The organism is bacterium (assembly GCA_028820935.1).
In the GTDB taxonomy this organism is placed as follows: domain Bacteria; phylum Actinomycetota; class Acidimicrobiia; order Spongiisociales; family Spongiisociaceae; genus Spongiisocius.
Genome location: JAPPHZ010000049.1, coordinates 1 through 20639, shown reverse-complemented (window position 1 = coordinate 20639; position 20639 = coordinate 1). Strand labels below are relative to the sequence as shown.

Genomic DNA, 20639 nt, shown 5'->3' with positions numbered 1-20639 from the left:
GGACAACCGTCACCGCCGCACCCAAGATCCCCAGGAGGGGACGTCTCATAGTCATCTCTGGGTCACCAGCGCCGGCGCCGGTGTAGTGTCGATAGCCGCCGCGGCGCGGGGGTCTGCTGGCAGAAGCACGTCGACTACGCCCAGGCGGCCGTATATGTCCCGCCAGAGCATCGTGCCCGTAGGCAGGTCGGTCAGCAGGGGAGCGGCTATGTCGGGGTCGGCACCGGCGAGTGCGGCGGCGGCGGTCGCCGCCTCCAGGTTACGGGAACGGAACACAGCAACCTGCCCCAACAGCTCGCGCAGTTCGGTGGAGGCGAAGTCGTTTGCCGACTGCGTGCCGATCCACACGCCCGTGTTGTGCTTACGCCCGTCTCGTAAGGCCTCTACGACCGAGGCCTGCGCCTTCGGGTCCCGAACCAGCGACCATGCCTCGTCCAGAAGCAGGGCGGCGAAGCGGGGATGCGCAAACGTCGCGGCGTGGCCTACCAGCAGCGTCCCCAACACAACCGCAGCCGCCGCGATGTCGGCGGCGGTGTCCGTTATGTCAGCCAAGGCCAGGCCGGGGGCGTGGAGCACCACCAAGTCGGCGGCCAAGTCCGCCGGCCGCCGACGCGGGTCGAACAATGCCCCAGCGACTGTGTTCTCAGCGAGGTGTGCGATGAGGTTGCGGTGCTCAGACCACACCGCTGGGGGAGTGGTCTCGTCTCCGTCGGCGGCTTTGTCCATCAACTCCAGCAGCGACTGGCCGTGGCATCGAGCCGCGGCCCGGCCCAGCTGGGTAGCCACCGTGGAGCGGGCGTCAAGGTCCAGAACGTGGGACAGCAACCGGACCGCGACCTCGGCTGCGGCCCTCCGATCAGAAAGCGTCCGGAGGGGGTCCAAGGAGACCGACCCCTCAGTGACGTCGATCACCTCCACCTTCAGGTCGGTGACCTGGCCAACAACCTCGGCGAACGACACATACTCGCCCACGTCGCGTTCGCTGCGGTCAACGACCACGCACTGACCCCCAGCAGCGAGAGTCGTCCACAAGCACCGCTTCAAGAACACGGACTTGCCGGACCCCAGGCTGCCGACCACGCCGATCGAGGGGGACTGCGGTTCAGCTCCCACAGATCTGGCACGGGGACCCAGCGTTGGGTCGAAAAGGATCGGTTCCAGCCAGCCGCGTTCGTCATGCACGCCCAGCAGCGCGCCCTGCGGGTCGCCGAGGCGTGATTGGAGCAGCGGACCTAACCCGGCCAGCCCGTCGGAAAGCACCACCTGCATGTAGTCATGCAGGTAGCGGGCCGAGGACACGCGGGGAAGCCACACTCCCCGGGCGGCGATCTGGTCTCCGGATGGGACAGCCACGGACATGCCCACCGCCGCCGCCCGGGCTTCGAGGCGGTGCGTGCGGGAGCGGAGCGTTTCCACGGCCGCGGCTACGTCGTCGCCTACCACCCGCACCGCCGTGGAGAACAGGACACAGATGTTGTATTCGTCGCTGTCGGTGCGTGCCGCCAGCGCCTCCCGCTGACCTGCCACCTGCTCGACAGCTAGACGCAGCTCCGGTGGGGCCCCGGCAGGGTCTCCGTCATGCTGTGACCACTGGCCGGCGAGTTGGCGGTCCAGGTTACGGGCCCGGGCGGCCGCTACCGCGTGGGGAGTGACGGTCACGTCCACAAGCCAATCCCAGGGGTCCTCGAGGGCGTCCAACGCCCACAACACTTCGCCGCCGCCAGGTACCGTCCACGTGAACGGGATCTCCGACAGCGCAGCAGTTGTGTGGGCCACCGTTCCGCGACGGGTAGCGGCCAGCACCACACCACTGGTCGGTTCGCACCACTCGGCAGCGCCGCGGTGCCACGCAGACGCCCCTTCCACCATGCCCCGACCGACTGTCAAAGCGTCGGGTCGCGACTGGGGAAGCATCAAGTGGGGATAATCGTCAGGCTCCGCCGGCTCCCGGGGAGTCGTAGCCCCGAAAGGTACCCGGTCCAACAACGCCGTCACCTCGTCCAGGGTCGCCGCTCGGAGCGGCACCGACCCCGCCGCGCGGGACACGACCTGTTCGGTCCGGGCCGCCAGACGCTCCCAGCCGATAGCGTCGGCTCGGGCAGCCCGCGTGTACCCGAAGGTACGAAGCGCGCGGTGCCACCAGCCCACCAGGTTGGAACCCATAGGTACGTGCCCGGCCTGCACCCACAACCAGAAGCGCCGCTCCGTCAACTCGGCGGAGCGGATACGCGCTGTCTCAGCGGCGATCTCGGCCTCCCACGACGTCGCCTGCGAAGCGCGGCGCATCCGGTCGGCGACCGTGCCGGCGCTCAACTGCTCCACAGTCGAAAGCAGGCGCCACCGCTCCCCGCCCACGGCCAGGACCAGCTGCTCCACCGCGCCGAGGGACTGCAGCCCCTCGGCAGTGTCAGCCAGCAGCCCGTAGTTGGCGGGCTCCACCGAGAACAGCAGCCACACCGAATGGTCGTCGCCGACCGCGACATTGCCGGCCACCAAGTCGGCGGAACGGTTCGTCAACTCCTTGTGGGACTGGCGGTGCATCCAGAAACGCACCTTGCCGCCAGCCCCCGCAGCGAACCCGCGGCCGTCCACGCTGACGCGTCGCAAGGCCCGACCAACGGCAGCTGCGCCGCCCAACAGAGGTACCAGCACCCACGCTGTCATCCCCAGCCGGACCAGGAACAGGCCGACCATGAGAGCCGCCATGAACACGGCCACCTGCGGGAGCGTGAACGTCCACGGGAGCGTAAGCCCTGGGATCCTGCCCAGCTCGGTCGGGCGGCGGCGGGCTGACGTGAACGATTGGCATGTCCGGCTGCCCTTCTTCGCCATTCTGTTACCTCCCCACCAAGGCGGCTAGCAGGATCCGGGGCTGAACTCGTCGTCGCAGGGGACGGTGGTGGGGGTGCCGCCGCCTCCGGGCGCGGTCGATGACTGGCCGGGGGCGCTTCTGCCGGTTACCTGCTCGATGGTGATCGTCTCGTTGCCGAGCACGTCCTCGCCGAAGCGGTTGGCGACCGTAGTCATGTTCGCTACCAGTACCATCGCTCCGATGCCTACGGCTGCCATGCCCAATACTGCGGGAGCTGAGCGGGTCTTGACAAACGCCCACAGCATCAATCCAGCGGTGGCGAAGCCGAAGCCGACCATCACCAGCACCTGGTACTTGTACATGAGGTTCACTATCACATCGACCATGGTTGGCTCCTCCTTTTTGGTTTGTGCGGCTGGTAGCCCGGGATCCCCGTCTTGATCGAGGGCAGCGGCCACCAACCGTCCGTCGGTGTACGAACTACCTGCCAGCTGGCCAGCCCTGGCCAGGCGGCGCGCGAACACGCGGGTACGGTCCTCAGGGGCGAGCAGTTCGTCCGAGACCACACCGCCGCACATGTCCGCCAGTTGTGCCACCGTGTCCAGCGTCCCGCCTCTCCACGGAGCGTCCGCCGGCGGTGTCCACTCCCGGACCGGAGCAGCGTCACCTCCGATAGTCGGGGGAGCCGCCGCTGCCTCGGGCTCGGTCGCCGCTACCTCCACGGCCGCCACAAGTGCCTCGAACATTTCGTCGCACAGGGCAGCGGCCGGGGAAGCGGTACTAGGGCTGATAGTCGCGTACGACATGGAGACAACTGTGCCACCCCACCCCCGAAACCCGGTCGCGCATCCACCCCTCCGCGGTCGCGCTCAACCGCGACCGGTCGCGCATCCGCCCCTCCGCGGTCGCGCATCCACCCTTCAGCGGTCGCGCATCCAACGGCTGGGCCACCGCAGGGTTTGTTTCAGCCAGAAACATGTCACCATTAGCACACGCGGTGTCGGCTCGCTCAGGGGCGGTCCGGTAGCGATGTTCAGGCCGGGAGCCCACCCCGAGCTGTGCTCGAGATCGAGGGGAGCCGCAGGAGGTGAAAGCGACCGTTCGTTCGGTCGGGTGGTTGGTTTGCCGGTGTCGTCAGAGCACCTGGCCGGCTGTGCCCATCTGGCGGGCCGTGGGGAGGCGCTCGGGGGTGGCCAGGTCGCCCAGCCCGTAGTACCACACACGATCCACCACCCACAGGGTGTCGCCGTATTCGTCGATGAGGGGGATCGTGTCCGGGTGTTCCCGACGCTGTTCGGCGGCTCGGTCCCACAGTGCCACCTGATGGCCGGCACCGATGATCGCTGCGGCTGCTTCCTCGGCGGTCACGAACTCCGCTCCGTAGCGGCGACTGTTGGACGGGTCCGCGGCGTCCACGACGCTGGCCGACCAGTGCGTGCTTACCCCCACTAGGCGCGCCCGACCCGCCTCGGTGGTCGCGCAGAAGCGGTAGCTGCTGTCAGACCAGTCGGTGGACAGTGTGTAACCACGGGGAGCGAGCGGAACGTGGTAGGAGACCCAAGGTGGCTGCCCGCGGTCCCATCGTCGCCGGGCTGCGGCCCGGCGGGCCTCCCGTTCCCGCCACCGGTGGAGCTCGTCAGCGTTACGGTAGGGCACCAGGTCGTAATGACGGCTGAGAACCGCCGCGGCAGCAGCCGGCGTCCGATACAGCCCGGGCAGCACTCTCGGCTCGCCCTCTCCCGTGTTGGCGGTGCCCCAGCGGTCACCTCGTCTGCTGATCTGCACATGGCCGGCATCGGTGGAGGCTATGAAGTGGAGCGGGCCGTCACCCGGGGAGGCCTCCAGAAGCATGAACGGTGACGGGGTGATCGCCATTGTGTGGAGTGGGCACTCCTCAGCTGCAGCCGCTCGTCGTTCCGCACTGGCCGCAGGCGTAGCATGAGCCAGCCCGGACCATCTGGATACCGCAGTCCTGGCATAGCGGCGCAGTCGATGCGTGTTCCGTCACGGTGGAGACTACGCCGGCTGTCTCCAGACCGGGGATCGGCCGGGCGCCTCTCTCGGCGGTGGACAGCACGCCCAGTCCCTGACGCGTGTCTTCGTCCAGGAACCGCAGGGCCATGATCCGCATCAGGAAATCGGGTAGCGACGTGGCCACCCTCACGTCAGGGTCGTCGGTGACCCCAGCTGGCTGGAAGCTCATCCCCTTGTAGGCCCGGACGTAGCTCTCGAGGGGGACACCTCGCTGGAGTCCGTGGCTCACGGAGATCGCCCAGGAGTCCAGCAGGCCGGCCATGGTCGAACCCTGCTTGCCGCCGTTAACGAAAACCTCGCCAGGCTGACCGTCGTCATATAGGCCGACGGTCAAGTACCCGGAGTAATCGGCTACCCGCCATGCGGTCGTCCACGACTGGCGGCTGCGGGGCAGTTCCCGGCGTTCCGGCAACTGCGGGGGGCTGTCCGTCGTCCCTGAACTGGTGTCGGTAATGGTCATCGGCTGGTCCGACTTGGAACCGTCCCGGTAGATTGCCACCGCCTTCAGCCCGAGTTCCCAGCCCAGATGGAACAGTTCCTCCACGTCCTCTACGGTCACTTCAGCATCGAGGTTGACCGTCTTGGAAATCGCCCCCGAGAGGAACGGCTGAACCGCTGCCATCATCCGCAAATGACCCTGCGGCGAGATACGGTTGTCGCCCATCGCGGTAGCGAAGACGTCGAGGTGTTCACCCAGCAGACCCGGTGCGTCCACCGCCGAGCCGGTACCCTCGATATGCTTCACGATGGCCGAGGCCGTAGCCTCGCCGTAGCCCAAGGTCTTGAGCGCACGTCCCACCGTCCCATTCACCATCTGCAGAGTCCCGCCGCCGACCAGCTGCTTCCACTTGAGGAGGGACAGGTCCGGTTCGATCCCGGTGGTGTCACAATCCATCATGAACGAAATGGTCCCCGTCGGCGCCAAAACGCTTATCTGGCTGTTACGCACCCCGTACAGCCGGGAGCGGTCCACCACCCGGTCCCACATCGCCTGAGCCGCCGCAACGATCTGAGCGGGAGCGAGCGGGCCGATCTTGTAACTGGCTTCCCGATGCATCTCCAGCACCGCCCGCATCGGCTCGGCATTGTCGCCGTACCCATCGAACGGACCCAGCTCGGCAGCCAGTTCCACCGACTGGTCGTACGCCACTGCCGACATCAACGCGGTCACCGCCGCCGCCCAAGCACGGCCAGCGGACGAGTCGTAAGGCAGGCCCAACGCCATCAGCGCCGCGCCGAGGTTCGCGTAGCCGAGCCCGAGCTGCCGGTACCGGCGGGTGCGGTCACCGATCTCCTTAGTCGGGTAGTCCGCGGGGATCACCACAGCGTCCATAGCGGTGATCATCGTCCGAACCGTATACTCGAAGCCGTCCAAGTCGAACGCGCCGTCGTCACCGACGAACCGGAGCAGGTTGATAGAACTCAGATTGCACGCTGTGTTGTCGAGGTGGACATACTCGGAACACGGGTTCGAGCCGTTGATCGGCCCCGAGGCAGGACAGGTATGCCAACGGTTGATCGTCGTGGAGTACTGCACACCAGGGTCGGCGCACTCCCACGCCGCCTCGGCGACCTGCCGCCACACATCCCGAGCTCGTACCGTCTTGGTCACTTCACCGGTCGTGCGAGCCACCAACTCGAACTCGCTGTCGGCCATCACCGCCTCCATAAAGGCGTCGCTGACACGCACCGAGTTGTTGGCGTTCTGGTACCGCAGCCCACGGTCGGCGTTCAAGGACATGTCCCACCCAGCGGCCGCCAGGTCGCGGCTGCGGCGTTCCTCGGTTACTTTGCAGGCGATAAACTCCTCGATGTCGGGATGGTCTACGTCCAGAAGCACCATCTTCGCCGCGCGCCGTGTCTTACCGCCCGAGCGGATCGCGCCTGCGCTCGAATCAGCCCCCGCCATAAAGGACACAGGCCCGGACGCTACCCCGCCGCCGGATAGCTGTTCCATGCTGCCCCGGATGGCGCTCAGGTTGACGCCGGCGCCCGACCCGCCTCGGAAGATCAGCCCCTCGGTCTTGATCCAGTCCAGGATCTCCGGCAGGGAGTCCCCCACTGGGAGGATGAAGCAGGCTGACACCTGTTGTGCCCGGTCTTCACAGCCGAGGTTGAAATACACAGGCGAATTGAACGCCGCCTCCTGCCGGGCTAATACCTCCCACAGGTCGATGGCGAAGCGGTCGGCCTGCTCCCCCTTGAAATAGCCGGCGTCATGCGCCCAACCGGTGATCGTCCCCACCACACGTTCCAGCACCTGCCTCCACGAAGTCTCACGCTCAGCGGTGCCGACCTTCCCCCAGAAATACTTGGACGCCGCGATCTGGCAGGCCTGTTGCGACCAGGCGGTGGGAAACTCGACACCTGCCTGCTCCCACACCACCGTCCCGTCGCCGCCCACGATACGCAAGTCCCGGCGGGACCACTCCACCGGCTCCGCATTACGTACCCGGCGTGCCAAAGCACCCCCCGGGTCAGCCTTCTTTCCACCGTTCAACACCACAACCGACGCCCGCATCCGTTACCTTTCGTCGCTATACCACGAATGAGACCACACAGGGGGTCTCGGAGCAGTCGCGCAACCACCCCTCCGCGGTCGCGCTCAACCGCGACCGGTCGCGCATCCACCCTCCCGCGGTCGCGCATCCACCTAGGTTTGGAGGGCGGCGAACGCATGTCCCGCGGAAGCGGGCGGCTCGGCCAGTCGGCCTGCGTTCAGTACCAGACCCTGCCAGTGGGTGTCATACATCCCGGCCGCCACCACTGAACACGGCACGCACGGACAAGTCCCGCGGTCGCTAAAGGGACCAGCTAGGCGGACGGGAACCCCCCACCCAGTGGCGCAGCCTCTACACAGCGCCCAGCCGTCCTCGACCGGGATCGGGTACGCCCTGTCCAACTCGCGGCAACAAACGTCACACACCCACTTAGAACCCTCCGCCGGGAGCTACACCACCTTCACGCCGGGCTACGTCAGAACCGGCGAACCCCACTCCTCCCTGTGGCCGTCGGGTTCCAGCACCAGCACACGCCCACCTCCCGCATCGAGTGACACCACCGCCGACCCTGCACCCTCTGGCAGGTCCGTCAAGGAGTCGAAGTCCGAGCCGCTCACAGTGCCCTCCGTTATCCGATCCGGAAGGCAGCCGCCAACTTGGCGGAGTCCAATGCCGGTGCCACCGGCTCCACTTGCCCCGGCTGCTGCCTCAGTCGCTCCGCCTACTAGGTCCGTCCTCCTGCGGGCTCGCCCCCACTGCACCGCAAGCAATCAGGCATCGGTGCCACCACGATCCGGAGCAACCGCCCGACCACTACCAGATCGACATCTACCGCGCCGGCGACCTGTACGTCATCGTCGGCACCAGCGCCGATCCCCAGCAGAACATGTTCCACAACATCGGGAGAGTGGCCATCAGCCGCGCCAACATAGTAGGGGCCATCCGGACGGTCGTCGGCGACCTCAGCGTGGACGCCGCGGTACTGCGTGTTCTCGTACAGGACGTGTTCGGCAGCCTTGACCCCGAGCCATCCACCTAGCCTCCAGCCCCCCTTAGCTGTCATAGTTCGCGCGATGACATCCGTCTAAAACGCGCAGTAGAAACCGCCCGGAGGTAACTGCGCACCACCGCTGAGCACCGTCACCCGCATCGAGGCGTTGCGCTCGCCCCTGAACTCGGCCGGGGCGGTGCGACGGACCAACACCGCCCCGCTCCAGAGTTGTTGTCAGAACTCGGCCATAATCGCCTGGAAAGGACCCCTAGAGCGTTAACCAACGTAACCCAAAAGGCTAGGAGCCGATTTGCGGCCCGCAAAAAAGGGCCCTGGCACTTCAGAGCCAGCCCGGCCCCAAATCTGACGGGTTCCTGTGCGGGTCGTCGCGGGTGAGGGCGGCCAGCGCCTGCCGCTCGATCTCGGCGATCTCTTGGCCTACCTCCCAGCTGAGAGCGCCCCTGTCGTCGGCGTAGCGGTACAGGTCGGGGGTCATGTGGTCAGCCACGGTGCGGCACAGCTGGTCCACCTTGGGCAGGTAGCTCTCGACGAGGGTCTGCTTGGCTGTGTCAGGAGGGTCTGCGGGCAGCGCCAAGTCATCGAGCACGAACCCGGCGGAGCGCTTGTCGGCGGTCAACGTGTCGATCGAGGCAGCAGGCCCGCCGCGCCCGCGGCGGCTGCCGCTCACCATCCCGGCGTAGCTTTTCAGCACCCACATCCGGGTGACGAGCTGCGGGTCGGCGATTCTGGTGCTGAGAGCGGCCAGGTCGTAGAGGTCACGGATGAGAGGCTCCCCCTCCCAGCGTCCGAGCTTCTCCGCCACGTTCTCGTCCACGCGCATCACCGGGACTGGGAACCCGGGATCGAACGGGTAGGCGGCCTGGACGGGCGTGTGGATGAGGCTGCGTTGTTCGGGCGGGAGCCAAAGGCCCCGGGTGGAGAAGTCTATCTTCGCCTGGAGATACCCACCGCCGGGAAGTAGGTCGGTGGCCACACGGGTGCTGTAGTGCCCCCGGCGTTCGTGCGCTGCGAACTCGAAGTGACGGAATGCCATCCCGTCGATCTCCTCAGCGACCAACTCGTCAGCGCCTTCCTCAGCGTCGAAGTCAAGATCGAAGGAGAACCGGCTCCGATGCCCGAGGTGGTACTTCCGCAGCGCCGTGCCGCCCTTCAGCGTCAGGCCGACCACTTCATACACGCCCCGCTCGTGAAGTCCGTAGAGGAGATGATCGAACGCCACGTCCAGCACCGCCGCTTCCTCAACAACCGATCCCCTCTTGGTGACGGCCGGGTACGCCTGCTTGATCGCTGAGGAGAGGCTGCTCAGTCGAACTCCCACGTCTTGGGCGGCTCGAACGGCTCGAAACCAAGCTTCGGACACCACCGTCTCGGCAACAGGTAATCGACGATCCCGTACTTGGGTACCCGCACCGGGCTGTCCCAAACCGAATACGGCAAGTTGCGTTCCCGCCACCCGAGCACATAGGGGCCCCGCCCCCCCGCCGGCGCCGCCGCGACGACGGCCTCGCCGAGATGCGGCCGCTCCCCCACATCCGCGAGGTAGCCGGTCTTCATCCACACCGCCCGTGGCCTTCCCTCCAACTCGGCCAGCAGCAGATCGAGCTCGAGGTTCTCACACACCGCCCACAACCACTCCTGTACGTCCTCCCAGGAGATCCGCGACGGTCGGGCTGCCATATAGCAGAGCAACGTTTCAGGCTTCCACATCGGCAGCCCCAAGAACTCGTCCAGATCGATCTGCGGATCCCACCGGTGAACGGTGAGGTCACCCAAACAGCGGGGAACCTTGACTCCCGGAGGCATACCGATAGCCGACCCGACAGGCCGCCACAGCCAATTATGGAGCATGGCCACGGTCTTGCCAGCGATGCACGCCGGCGTGTCCGGCCGCACCCGCATCCGAGCGTGCAGCTCCAAATACCCCGGCGCCCGAGGAGCGCCCAACCGGGCCCCGGCGAACCCCCACACACCGCTGGTCCGCATCGGGAACAGCCACCCCGCCTCCCGCAACGCCCGGGCGGTACTCTGCGGCGCCCGGTCGGGAAGCAACTCGGCCAGATCACCCAGAGTGGCGATCACCCGGTCCTGCTCCCGCAGGGTGTTGACAACCGGGACGAGCGCGCCCCTAACCGGCCGCGTGTGCGGCCAGTCCACCAGGTCAGGACGCAACTCAACTGTGAGAGAACTCATAGCCATCAGGGTACACGTAGGCGCCGCTTAGGAGCTACCCGATCGCGCCTCGGTTCCTCCGCTGCTGGCTGCCTAAGTTGGGGCTCCTACCACTCAGCAGGAGCTAACCGGAAACATGTGCTCCACCAACCACCCAGGCATCTGCCCTTCGTCGTGGTAGCGGGAGGCGTTGCCTAGTCGTCCCATGGACGGCGCTAGGCCAGTTCGGCACGTGGTATGTCTTTTGTCGTCTGCCTGTAAGCGGTGCGTTCATCATGGTCAACGCCGCCACAGGGGTTGACGCCTACCGTGGCCTTGGCTCCCAGGGGCCCGTGCTTAGAGGCGGTCGAGGACGGACCTGACGGCTCGGGCCTTGTGGGCGGCGGTCGGCAGAGGGGTCTTTGGAGCTGCCAAGTGTGGTCAGTCAGAGCTAGACCGCCGCCGCCTACCCCGCTTGTTGTCGGAATGCACGGGGTATTATCGCCGGGACATATGTCCCACCTACGGTGGGGGAGGGGGAGTGATGTACCCAGCGGACGATCCTCACAGCCTCGTGCTCACGGACCTGCTCGGCCTCTGGGCGGACCGGGCGGACCGCATCCGCGAGCAGCGCAAGGCGACCACAGCGTTCCGCCGCGCCCTCGTATCCGCCGTAGTCGCCGACGAGGTGCCAATACTTCAGGTAGCCAAGGCCCTCGGCATAAGCAGTCGGGGTGTGCGGCGCCACTTGGAGGCGGCCCGCTCCCTACCCGACAGTTCCTGATGCGCCCGACGCGGCCCCGGAGTCGTTGCCTCTGACAACACTCACTCCAATAGCGCCGGCACCTCCTCCCTCCTTCACCACCGAAGCCACCTCCACCACATTCGCCACGGCGACTACCGCCCCACCGCCGCCGCCCGAGGCGCAATTGGTGGACTCGACCCGGCTGGCCGTAGCTGCTTAGGTGTGGGGAGGCTACGACCGGGACCTGTTTCCCACACTGGAGCGACAGCGACGGAGATGGATGCCACTCTCTCCAATAGGTGCTGACACGCGACTCGGCCATACGCCAACCATGCATCCGGACCCGGGTGTGCCGGGTCGTGATGGGAGTGGTGGTCGCCCGGCGATGCCTAGGGCAGCCCGACGTCGCCAAGCTGCGCATTCGACCACCTCGTGCCCCTGGTTGAGGCTTGGGAGTCGGGCGCCCGCATGTGGAACGAAGCGGACCTGGAGGCTTTCGCAACGACACCGCCGGGCTGGTAGCGGTCAGCGCCGCGGCCAACACCGCCAAGGGGCCTCCTACCCCACGGACTGGCTACCCCAAACGAGGACGTGTGGTGCACCTACGCCGCGGTGCGGATAGAGCACAAAGCGGCGTGAAACCTGACAGCAGATCAAGCCGAGTAACGACACCCCTCGCCGCGTTAGCAGTCCGGCGCAACACGCCGCCTCTAGCTGACCCCGAAGGCCTCCGCCAGCGCCGGTGCACACAGCCGCGGACGCGTCGGAGCGGCTGCGGGCCACCCTGGCAGAGAACTCCAACGCCTTGACCTAGACCCTGGTTGAGGAGGCAGGCGGATGCCGCAGTCTGGTAGACGCTGGATGGTCGCAGGCGGAGATAGCACGGCGGGTGGGCCGCTCGAGAGCCCATGCGTCCCGCAGGTTGCGGATCCTCACCCTGCCCGACGAAGGTCAGACAATGGTCTTCTGAGGGACGCTTACCGTCGAGTACGCCTACACCCTGTCGCAGCTCGTGGCTCAGGATGTGGACGCCGAGGACGTCACCGACGCGGCCGGAGCGGATCGAGCACATCCTCCACAAGCCGGGCGGGGAGGTGTGGTCAAGATCGTGGTAAAGCGCCTATGGCAGGCTGGCAGCGAGTACTACCGGCGGTTGTTCTGGATCGTCCGGACGAAGAGCATTCCGCGGATCCATACCATGCAGCCGTCCTGCATAACGGCCACTGCGGCCTCACGAAGATCGAACAGACCGCGGTCTGCAGCGACCATGCTCGCCACGGCGAGGATGGAAATCGCGCTGATGGTCCGCTCAGCCCGCCCGGAGACCGACGAGGATCGCTCCAGGTTCGGGAGGACCGGGCGGCGAAGCACCGGGAGAAGGAAGCACAGTCCCGGCGCCTGACCGACCGGTTGACCGCGCTACCTGACGAGGCGGTGATCGCTGCGGTGGTACGGCGGCAAGCCCGCTCCGTGCTACAGCGGCCACACCTCGATGACCCACTACTGCTGGTGCCCGAAGGGGTCGTGGACCCGCTCGAACCGTGGATGTTCCCCAGCCAGGTCATCGATAGCGCCGACATAGCGGACCTCGCTCGGTGGCGCTCCGCTGGTGGCTCGTTCTGATCGAGGACAGGGGGTACCACCACCTCGAAATAGAGCCGATCCTCAAGCTGGCAGAGGCACTGCCAGCCCCGACCGAAGATATCCCGCCCGCCGAGGAAGAGGTAGCATGGGCGGAGACTGTGCCAGGCAAAGCGGCCACCCTTCAACTCCGAGGCCTGACCGCCGCCCGCTGCGTTCGGCGCTGAGCGTGGTAGCGGTTGCTGAGCACCAGGGGCATCCACCGCCAGCGTGTCGACGACTGGGAGCCGGGGAGGAGTACCGGCAGTCGTATGTGGCCGGCTCGATGAAGCAGAGCGAATTGTACGAACTGGCGCCCGACCCCGGCCGGGAACGGACCACCTGCCCGACGTCGGGTCGGGCAGTGATCATCTCCCAGCCCTGATCGTGGCGCAGGGCCGGCTCCCGGTACACCACCGTTGTTCTCCCCTCCACGGGCAGCTGGGGCGGGTCCTCGTCCAAGTGGACCCGGAGAGGGTGGTTGCGGCCCACCAACGAGGAAGCGAGACGTGCCAGGTGCGTTGCCTCGTGCACGGTGGCGAACCCGCCCGAGGCGCCGACCTGTCTTCCCGTCGTGTCGTAGAGCCGCACGTTCCAGCCCCGCTCCTGGTCGTCCCGGGCAGCAAGAGCGCCTTCGAGCGGCTGCACGGGCAAGGTGCACCTCACATCTCACAGCGCCAGTGCCGCCCGGGCGAGCGGGCGCTGTGCCTCCTTTGGGGGGAGCAGCGTCGCCGCCCCCATCACGCGCTCGAGCGGCAAACCGGTAATGCCGGAAGCGACTGCCGCCAGTTCCCACCGTGTGTGCTCGTCCGTCTCGTCTTCGATGAGTTGCCGGGCGTTGGCGAGCAGGGCCCGCCGGGTTGTTGGCGTGGCGGCCGTTCGGTAGCCGGACAGTGCGGTGGTTAGCCGGGCTTCGGAGATCGGTACTGCGGATCTTGCGGCGGCTAGAGCGTCGGCCTGGCTGAGGTTGCGGCCGGCCACGCTGAGAGCTTCTGCGATGTAGACGTCGATACCACGAACGGTGGGCGTGTCGGCCAACAGTCCGCGGGTGCTGTCGGGGTCCCGTGGGACGATCACCGCCCTCAAGCCGAACCGGGCCAGCGTCGCGAGGTGGTCGGTGTTCAGGCGGGGCGTGGCCGGCGCTACGGTGTTCGTTACCCCGACCCTGTGCCAGGCGATCACCGCGGCCGCGTCCGGGACCACGACAGTTGTGCCCTCCCGTGCTATCGCTGACCGTGCCTGGCCCATGCCGAACAGCAACCGGGACCCACGGGACGGAGGGAACGTTCGCCCGGATGAGTCTTCGGAGACGAAACCGGCCACCCGATCCGGCCCGGTCACCACCGGGTACACCACCCGGCCTGCCCGTCCCATGCCGAGGTTGGCCACCCCTGATGCGGCGATGTCGCGTCCGGACACGCCGGCATCCCGGAGTGCGCTGGTAACCGCCGACGGGTCCGCCGGAGCCCAGCCTACGGTGAAGCCGACCACGTCGGACGAGCCGAAACCGTGGGTACGGCGGAGGTAGCCCCGCGCCGGCGCCGCCGTGGGGTCCACGCGGAGCAGCACATGATAGAACTCGGCTGCCTGCCACCGGATGTTGCCCAACCGCGCCGCCCGAGACTGGCGGGCCGTCTGGGGTCCCAGGTCGATGCCCGCCCGCGCCGCCAGCATCGACAGCGCCTCGGCGAAGCCCACACCGTGCGCTTGTTGGACGAAGGTCAGAGCGTCGCCCCGAGCGCCACAGCCGAAACAGTTGTACACACCCTTGTCGGCGCTGATACTCAGCGAAGGCGTGTCTTTGTCGGAGTGAAAGGGGCAGAGCGCCATCGCAGCGGCGGCGCCTGAGCGGGTGACCTCGGTCACCTCCTCGAAAAGCGACACGATATCGGTCGCTTCCCGCACCAGCGCCGCCGCTCTCGAACCCATGCTGATCCTTCCTGCCCCAGTTGTCCCTTGCTCCGGTACCCACACTGCCACCCGCCTACCGAAACCCGGTCGCGGATCCACCCCGTTGGGGTCGCGCTCAACCGCGACCGGTCGCGCATCTCCCCCCGAGCGGTCGCGCATCTCCCCCCGAGCGGTCGCGCATCCCTCTGACCTAGGCCCCCGCAAGCAGTTAGACAGGACGGACGCTTCCGACAGAGGCCGAGGGGGCTTGCGGGCCAACCAGCGAGGAGCGGCCGGCGGCTGTGGAGAGTGGGACATGTGTCCCGGCGCTACGTCACCGGGGAGGGGGAGTGGTGGTCGCGGTCGCGCTTATGCGCGACCGGTCGCGCTTCCGGTCGCGCATGCGGTCGCGTATCCCTCTGACCTGGGGTTTTGCAGGCGCGTCGGTGGGCAGACGTCCTGGGCTGCGACAGTTGGGGGGTCGGCGGCGAGGCGGCGAACTGCGAGCCCCTGTTGTGGTGGGGGTCATGTGTCCGGGCCGCACGCCGGCTTAGGGGACATATGTCCTTTGCAGGCTTGGGGGTAGTACTTGCGTTCTGGCCGGGTGGTGTGGGTGGAAGAGGGGTGGCCGGCGGGCGGTGGGGGAGGCCTGCTTGCTTGGGCACGGTCCGGGTGCCGGGTGGCGTTTGGGGCGTTTACCTGGGGTTTTGTCGGTGTCTGGTGAGGAGGGTGGGGGTGTGGGTGGGCAGCGAGGAGGGTGTTGGTGTGGTCGGTGGGGATGAGCTGGAGCGGGCGGGTGGTGGACGGGACATCGGGGGGAGCGGGGAGGGGGACATACGTCCCAATGGGGTAGAGGACACATGTCCCCGCAGGGGGTGTGGACTGTGGTTGAGGGGCGTAGCCAAGTTTTCATTGAAATGAGGACGTATGTCCCAGGGTGGTGGTGGGACGTATGTCCCGGTACGTGATGCGCGACCGGGTTTCGGGGGTCGTGGGGCATTATGTCGGCCATGTCGCTTTACATAGCCAAGGTCGGGGTCGAACACGTCGCCTACTACACCGGGCGGAAACAGCCGGGAGCTGCCGGGTCGGTTGGCGGCGGAGGGCAGGCGGCGGCCGGTAGTAGCCCGGGCCCGGGATCGGGTGTCGCGCCGGCTGTCGGGTATTACACGGGCAACCATGGCGAGCTGGCGGGGCGGTGGGCCGCAGCCGGGGCGATGGGAGTCACTGAGGGTGGGGTGGTAACGCCCGAGCAGTTGGCGGCGTCGCTGTCGGCGGTGGACCCTTCGAGCGGGGAGCAGTTGGGCCGCCGTTACCGGCCGGGCGGGTCCTTCGTTGATCGGGCGGGGGTGGTGCGCCGGCGGCGCAAGTTCTCGGCTTTCGACATGGTGTATTCGCCTCCGAAGTCGGTGAGCGCGGCGTGGGCGCTGGCGGATGCCGCGGATCGTAAGGAGATCGAAGCGGCTTGGGATGTCAGTACCGGGGCGGTGGTGGGGTTCCTCCAGTCGGAGGCTGTTGCGAGCCGTGCTGGTCGTAACGGGGTGGTCCGGGTGGAGGTACCTGAGGGGGCGACCATCGCCCGTTTCGACCATTGGACGAGCCGGGCCGGTGATCCTCATGTCCATGCGCATTTGATTGTCCATAACCGGGTCCGCTGTGAGGATGGTAAGTGGCGGACCCTTGACGGCCGTTTGTTGTATCGGAACGCGGCTGCGGCGGCGATGGTGGGGGCGGCGGTGTTGCGGGCTGAGTTGTCGCAGCGGTTGGGCTGGGTTTGGGATCGTGTGGGTGACAACTGGCACGCCGAGCTGGCGGGACGCCCGGACGGTCTGATGGCGGAGTGGTCCGCCCGCCACCGTGATATCGCCAAGGTCGCCCAAGCCAAGGTCCGCGCCTTCGAGGCTGAGCACAAACGGGAGCCCACCCCGGCTGAGCGGCTCGACCTCTGGGATCGGGCGAAGCGTCACACTCGCACCCCCAAACAGACCTACGGCGACCCCCATGCCCGCTGGCGGGACGAAGCCGAAGCCGCCGGGGTCACCCCCGAAACACTCGCTGCAGGCCTACGCTCTACTCCCCGGCAGGAGCCCGGCCCATACGACCGCGTCGAGGTATTGGTCGCCGACCCCACCCCCAGCCTTCCCGACACCGTGGACGCCGCGGTCGTGGCACAGTTGGAGCAGTTGGGTACAGCGTCTCGGGGGCTGACTCGTTCCGACATTCTCCGGACTGTGTGGGCCACCCTGTCCGCCAGCGCAGATCTCCACGGCCGCGACATCGACCCCCAGACCACTCTCGGGCAGTTGGCCGCCGGCCTTTGGGAGCGGGTCACCGCCCAGCTGGTGGAACGGGACGGGCGCTGGTACTCCCCCGGCTTGGCCGCAGCCGAAGTAGCCGCCGTGTCATGGCTCGCTGGCGAAGCCGACGCCGACAGCGCCGAAGCGGACACCGATGGGCTTGGATCAGATCAGACCGCCGCGGTCGCAGCCATCCTCGAGGCGGACACCAACGGGGTGCTGGTGTTGGGCCCTGCCGGGTCGGGCAAGACCGCAATGTTGGGCCGGGTAGCTGGGGCGGTCGGCCGCGACCAGGTCCTCGCTGTGGCACCCACCGCCACCGCAGCCGCCAACTTGGGCGAAGCCCTCGATGTGGCGGCGGAGACGGCCGCGCTAGCGGCGATAGCCGACGACCGGGTACCGCAAGGCGGGTGGGTGATCGTGGACGAAGCCGGACAGTTGGACACCCGCACCCTCGCCGCATTGGCTGGGCGGGCCGCCCAGGTCGGGGCGCGGATGATCCTCGTCGGTGACACCGCCCAGCAAGGAGCAGTCGGCGCCGGTGGTGTGTTCCACGCCCTGTCTGATCGGCCTGACCTGGTGCCCGCCGCGGTGCTGTCGGAGCTGTGGCGCTTTTCGGACCATGACGAGGCCCGCGCCACGATCGGGCTACGCCAAGGCCAGAAGACGGCGCTCGACTACCACCACAAGCGGGGTCGCGTCCATGACAGCACCGAAGCGGAAGTGGCCGGCTTCGCCGCTGCGTGGTGGGAGGAACGCCGTGGGCTGGATACGATCATCACTGCCCCCACTCTCAGCCTGGTTGGGGAGATCAACACTGAGATCGCCGCCCGCCGCCACCGGGCGGGCGAAACCGGGCACAGAGTGCAGGGCGCCGGCAACGGTGTTATCCGGGTGGGAGACACGGTGGCCACCCGCCGCAACAACCGCCGCATCGTCGCGTCCGATGGGCAGTGGGTACGCAACGGCGACCGCTGGGTTATCACCGGAGCAGACAAAGAGGGGCCTGTGACCGCCCGTCGCCTCGCCCACGAAGATGTCACGGTCGTCCTCCCCGCCTCCTACGCAGTCGACCACCTCGACCTGGGCTACGCCACCACACAGACCCGTGTCCAGTCCCTCACCACCGACGCCGCGCTGTGCGCCATCACCGTCCACAGCCGCCGCGCCCAGCTGTATGTGGGGCTCACCCGCGGCCGCCACGAGAACCACCTAATGGTCGTCACCGACCAAGCACAGTACGACCCCGACACCCCACCCGACCACCTACCACCCGATCACATAATCGAAACCGTACTCAAACGCGGCTCCGCACATCCCCTAACCGTGCCCGCAGGATCACAACTCGTGTCAGCTGACGTAGCCGCCGCGCATCTCGGACAGATTGCAGACAGCCCCCACACCACACCGATGCCCACCCTTGCGGATCTCGCCGTTCTCGGCGGAGCCTCGCTCGGGCAGGCGACCGCAGCAACAGCCAGTCGGGAAGGTATCGAGGCTCGGGTCAGTTCCGATATCGAAGCGTGGCTCGACCAACAGGCCGCCGCTGACGAGGCCGCCCGGGAGTGGGAGGACATCCTCGTGGCCGCCCTTGAGGACGGCGAAGACCTAGAGGCACTATTCGGGCCACCCGTAGCCGACCACGACGACTGGTTGTATCCCGACGACCTACCCCCCAGCGGCGACGACACCACCCCCGATCCGGATCCTGTCGCCGAAGCGGACAAACCACCAGCAGTGGCGGAACCCGCGCCCGACCCCGCCGTCCAAGCCGCCGCCGATGCGTGGGGTGCTGACCACTTCGAGCCGTTCCTGACGCTGGCTGATAGCTGGGCCAACCAGCCCGCCCCCCATCCTCTCGACGACCCAGGTCCTCTCCTGGACCTGGTCGCCCGCTACCAACTCGCACGCCGGGTCGGTGCCCGCCCAGCCGCCGACCACACCGTCGCTCTCATGGCCGCAGTCGCCGACCCCACCCTCCGTGACCTCCTCACCCCCCACAGCCACCACCAACTGAGCGAAGACGAAACACAATGGGCATCGGCGGTGCGGGCCACCCTCAGAGCACAACGTGCCCGGCGGTGGGCAACCACCCTCGAAGCCCTGGACGCCGCCCGTAGTCGCCTCCACACCCAACTACCCCCAAACCCCGCCGGAGCGGACCTCGCCGCTACAGACCGGGCGCACTGGTACGAGGCTATAGCAGACTGGATCGAAGACGGCGCAACAGCCGCCCGCCTCACCGCCGTCTGGCACCACGCCAACCACCAAACCGCACAGGTGATCGCCGGCGCAGCCCAACCACCCACAGCACCCGTCCCGGTTCCCTGGACCCAAGCCACCCAACAACAACAAGCCGCCGTCACACGGCAACCGCCCAACCTGCCACCCATCCCCCTGCCCGCTCCTACCCCACCGGGGCGGGCCGATACCCGCGGCCACGAACCCGAACTAGCCCTGCTCCGCCGTAGCGCCGACTGGTACCACCAACAACTCCTCCACTCACCCCACGCCGAAGACGCCCGCCGATACCTGACCGAGCGGGGGATCGGACCCGACGACCGGAAAAAGTGGAAGCTCGGGTGGGCGCCCGACCAATGGAGAGGACTAACTAACACCCTCCAAGACGACGACACAGCCGTCGCCTCCGGCGTCGCTACTATCAGCCGCAAAACCGGGCGAACCTACGACGTCCTCCGCGGCCGAGTCGTGTTCCCCATCCGGAACCTGGGCGGAGACGTGATCGGGTTCGCCGGGCGCAAACTCCCCACCAACACCGACCCCAAGGCCCCTAAATACCTCAACACCCGCACCACTTCCCTCTACCGCAAAACCGAAACCCTCTACGGCATAGCCGAATCCGCCCACCAAATACGCAACAGCGGAACAGCCGCCATAGTTGAGGGCTACACTGACGCCATAGCCGCCCACCGCGCTGGCCTCACTAACGTGGTCGCAACCGGCGGGACCGCCTTCACCGACTCCCACCTCCACCGTATCCTCGCCGTCGGCGCCCACCACCTCATCGCAGCGTTCGACGGAGATGGATCCGGGCAGGATGCCCAGCGCAAAGTCTTGGACCAAGCCCACCACGCCGATGTCCCCACCACCGTCGTCACCTTCCCCCCAGGCGAAGACCCCGCCAGTCTCAGCGCCGCCGCCCTCCTCCAGCACTGGCGCAACGGACTCCCACAACCCTGGCCCCACATCCAACAACACCTCGGCGGCGGTGACATCCACCAACGCATCCGCGGCCACCGGGCCATCGCCGACACCTACACCGACAAAGACCCCGTACTCATGGAGAGGTGTGTTTTGCCGGTGCCTGGTGGGCCCAGGAAGATCACGTTGTGGGCTTCGCGGACGAAGTCGAGTTGGTGTAGATGCGCGATCTGGGCTCGTGACACTGACCGTTGGTGGGCGAAGTCGAAGTCGTCGAGGGTCTTTGTCTGGGGGAATCGGGCCGCGCGGATGCGGTTTTGGCCGCCGTGTGTTTCCCGTGCGGTGACTTCTTCGGCGAGGACCTTGACCAACAGCTCGAGGGGGTCCCATCCCTCGGCTCGGGCTGTGTGGGCCATGT

At 67.3% G+C, this 20639-nt stretch carries 11 protein-coding genes and 2 pseudogenes; 4 read left to right on the top strand and 9 right to left on the bottom strand.

Annotated features, from left to right (window positions below; all coding sequences use genetic code 11):
* Positions 1–51: 51 nt before the first annotated feature.
* The 5 genes from OXM57_14535 to OXM57_14515 form a co-directional block, all read right to left on the bottom strand.
* Positions 52–2832, bottom strand: coding sequence for an ATP-binding protein (locus tag OXM57_14535; protein ID MDE0353895.1), 2781 nt, complete (start codon positions 2830–2832; stop codon positions 52–54).
* A 24-nt stretch (positions 2833–2856) separates the two neighbouring features.
* Positions 2857–3558, bottom strand: a complete 702-nt coding sequence (locus tag OXM57_14530; GenBank protein ID MDE0353894.1) for a hypothetical protein — start codon at positions 3556–3558, stop codon at positions 2857–2859.
* 388 nt (positions 3559–3946) lie between these two features.
* The gene (locus tag OXM57_14525) at positions 3947–4687 is read right to left on the bottom strand and encodes a hypothetical protein (protein ID MDE0353893.1); all 741 of its coding nucleotides are present in this window, start codon (positions 4685–4687) and stop codon (positions 3947–3949) included.
* Positions 4688–4706: 19 nt separating this feature from the next.
* Positions 4707–7349, bottom strand: coding sequence for a vitamin B12-dependent ribonucleotide reductase (locus OXM57_14520; protein ID MDE0353892.1), 2643 nt, complete (start codon positions 7347–7349; stop codon positions 4707–4709).
* Between the two features lie 468 nt (positions 7350–7817).
* Positions 7818–7964 carry a hypothetical protein gene (locus tag OXM57_14515; GenBank protein MDE0353891.1) on the bottom strand — a complete coding sequence of 49 codons (147 nt, stop codon included), beginning with the start codon at positions 7962–7964 and terminating at the stop codon, positions 7818–7820.
* A 74-nt stretch (positions 7965–8038) separates the two neighbouring features.
* Between OXM57_14515 and OXM57_14510 the strand changes: the two genes are divergently transcribed.
* Positions 8039–8386, top strand: coding sequence for a hypothetical protein (locus OXM57_14510; GenBank protein ID MDE0353890.1), 348 nt, complete (start codon positions 8039–8041; stop codon positions 8384–8386).
* A gap of 292 nt (positions 8387–8678) precedes the next feature.
* Here OXM57_14510 and OXM57_14505 read toward each other — a convergent pair whose 3' ends face one another.
* A complete protein-coding gene (locus OXM57_14505; protein ID MDE0353889.1) occupies positions 8679–9677 on the bottom strand; it encodes a nucleotidyl transferase AbiEii/AbiGii toxin family protein in 999 nt (332 codons plus the stop codon).
* On the bottom strand, positions 9662–10549 hold the full coding sequence (locus OXM57_14500; GenBank protein MDE0353888.1) for a hypothetical protein: 888 nt from the start codon (positions 10547–10549) through the stop codon (positions 9662–9664). The genes OXM57_14505 and OXM57_14500 overlap by 16 nt, the downstream gene beginning before the upstream one ends.
* Before the next feature lie 502 nt (positions 10550–11051).
* Here OXM57_14500 and OXM57_14495 point away from each other — a divergent pair.
* The gene (locus OXM57_14495) at positions 11052–11291 is read left to right on the top strand and encodes a hypothetical protein (protein ID MDE0353887.1); all 240 of its coding nucleotides are present in this window, start codon (positions 11052–11054) and stop codon (positions 11289–11291) included.
* A gap of 1083 nt (positions 11292–12374) precedes the next feature.
* Entirely contained in the window at positions 12375–12875 is a 501-nt protein-coding gene (locus tag OXM57_14490; protein MDE0353886.1) for a hypothetical protein, read from the top strand.
* A 666-nt stretch (positions 12876–13541) separates the two neighbouring features.
* Here OXM57_14490 and OXM57_14485 read toward each other — a convergent pair.
* On the bottom strand, positions 13542–14801 hold the full coding sequence (locus OXM57_14485) for a CHC2 zinc finger domain-containing protein (protein MDE0353885.1): 1260 nt from the start codon (positions 14799–14801) through the stop codon (positions 13542–13544).
* Between the two features lie 971 nt (positions 14802–15772).
* Between OXM57_14485 and OXM57_14480 the strand changes: the two are divergent.
* Positions 15773–20140 (top strand): annotated as a pseudogene (locus OXM57_14480) (relaxase domain-containing protein).
* Positions 20141–20358: 218 nt separating this feature from the next.
* On the opposite strand, the pseudogene OXM57_14475 reads toward OXM57_14480, so the two are convergent.
* A pseudogene (locus OXM57_14475) lies at positions 20359–20571 on the bottom strand (ATP-binding protein).
* Positions 20572–20639 lie beyond the last annotated feature (68 nt).

Excerpts from the sequence above, each read along its gene's own strand:
- OXM57_14495 (MDE0353887.1), top strand. The coding sequence starts at position 11,052 with ATGTACCCAGCGGACGATCCTCACAGCCTCGTGCTCACGGACCTGCTC.
- OXM57_14525 (MDE0353893.1), bottom strand. The coding sequence starts at position 4,687 with ATGGCGATCACCCCGTCACCGTTCATGCTTCTGGAGGCCTCCCCGGGT.
- OXM57_14500 (MDE0353888.1), bottom strand. The coding sequence starts at position 10,549 with ATGAGTTCTCTCACAGTTGAGTTGCGTCCTGACCTGGTGGACTGGCCG.
- OXM57_14535 (MDE0353895.1), bottom strand. The coding sequence starts at position 2,832 with ATGGCGAAGAAGGGCAGCCGGACATGCCAATCGTTCACGTCAGCCCGC.
- OXM57_14485 (MDE0353885.1), bottom strand. The coding sequence starts at position 14,801 with ATGGGTTCGAGAGCGGCGGCGCTGGTGCGGGAAGCGACCGATATCGTG.
- OXM57_14530 (MDE0353894.1), bottom strand. The coding sequence starts at position 3,558 with ATGTTCGAGGCACTTGTGGCGGCCGTGGAGGTAGCGGCGACCGAGCCC.
- OXM57_14490 (MDE0353886.1), top strand. The coding sequence starts at position 12,375 with ATGGCAGGCTGGCAGCGAGTACTACCGGCGGTTGTTCTGGATCGTCCG.